Raw genomic sequence first — 1,387 nt, 5'->3', positions numbered from 1 at the left:
GCTCCGGCGGGCCCGGCGGCGGCGGGGTGCTTGCGTCGTGGGAGACATCAACAGGCCTGGGTCCGCTGCTACTTGACCGCGCTCTGAGCGGCGGAGAGCGCGTCCTTCGGTGACTTCGAGCCGCTGAGTGCGGACTGGACCGCCTTCCACAACTGCTCGGAGATCTTCGGGTACTTGGTGCCCAGGTCGTCGCTGGTACGGCCCTTGGCCGCCTTCACCGCTGCTACCCACGGCGTGAGTTCCGGCGTGGCCGCCGACTGCTTCTGCTGCACCTCGGCGGTCGGGGCGACGTAGGAGAGCGTGGTGTCGGTGTCGTACAGGTTCTGCGTGCTCGTCAGGCAGGTCGCGAGCTTCTGCGTCGTCGCGTAGCGAGCGGTGCTGCTCTGGACGGGAAGCGTGACGAACTCGCCGCCGGTGGGGGCTGCGGCACTGCCTCCGGTGGCGCCGGGTATGGGCAGGACGCCGTAGTCGAGTCCCGCCTTCTTCGCTGCTGCGAGCTGCCAGGTGCCGTTCTCGCTGAACGCGTAGCTGCCGGTCGCGAACTCCTGCCAGCTGGTGGTCTGGGTGTTGTTGAGTACGGAGTTGGGGGCATAGCCCTTGTCCAGCCAGTCCTTCCACAGCGACAGGGCGGAGACGGCCGCGGGGGAGTCGACGGCGGTGAGTTTCGCACCCGCGCCCCAGAACCAGGGCAGGAACTGGAAGCTGCCCTCCTCCGTGCCGATCGCGGAGAAGGTGATGCCCTTCTTGCCCGCGCTCTTGACCTTCGCCAGTGCCGCCGTGAGCGACGGCCAGTCCTTGACTGTGGTGATGTCGACCCCGGCCGCCTTCAGGATCTTCTTGTTGTAGTAGAGGGCAAGGGTGTTGGCGCCGATCGGGGTGCCGTACGTCTTGCCGCCCGACTGTCCGGCTGCGAGGAGGTTGGGGTCCACGGCCGAGGTGTCGAGCTTGTTGTCGGCGGTCGTGGTGAGCACACCCGCTTCGGCCAGGGTGGAGACCACCGGGTTGTCGACGATGAGGACGTCGGGGGAGTTGTCCTGCTGTGCGGCGAGGAGGGCCTTGCCCGCCAGGTCGCTGGTGTCGAAGCCGGTGCGCTTGATCTTCACGCCGGCTTTGGTGCCGCAGGCGTCGAGGAGCTTGGTCCACGCCGAGCCCTTGGCGAACTGCGGATAGGGGTCCCAGATCGTGTACGTACCGCTGTCCGACGCCTTCGACCCGGTGCTTCCCGAGCCGGAGCCGCAGGCGGTGGCGGTGGCGGTGAGGGCCAGGGCGGTGAGGGCGGCGGTGCTGATCCGCCGTGAGGAGGAGCGTTTCATCGCGGGTTCCTTTGTTTTGGACATGCGGGTGCCGAGGCGATGGGTCGTCGGTCGCTCGGAAGCGGGCGGCCGGG

General features: G+C 68.3%; 1 protein-coding gene. It reads right to left on the bottom strand.

All coding sequences use genetic code 11. From position 1 onward, the window contains the following. Positions 1 to 68 precede the first annotated feature (68 nt). Positions 69 to 1,313, bottom strand: a complete 1,245-nt coding sequence (locus J0695_RS38975) for a sugar ABC transporter substrate-binding protein (protein WP_206969593.1) — start codon at positions 1,311 to 1,313, stop codon at positions 69 to 71. Positions 1,314 to 1,387: the final 74 nt, after the last annotated feature.

This window comes from Streptomyces beijiangensis, assembly GCF_017315755.1.
Classification (GTDB): Bacteria; Actinomycetota; Actinomycetes; order Streptomycetales; family Streptomycetaceae; genus Streptomyces; species Streptomyces beijiangensis.
The sequence above is the reverse complement of the archived record's forward strand: the minus strand, read 5'-3'. Positions and strand labels throughout refer to the sequence as shown.

Bases quoted from the DNA above. Each gene is read 5' to 3' on its own strand.
- J0695_RS38975 (WP_206969593.1), bottom strand. From the start codon at position 1,313: ATGAAACGCTCCTCCTCACGGCGGATCAGCACCGCCGCCCTCACCGCC.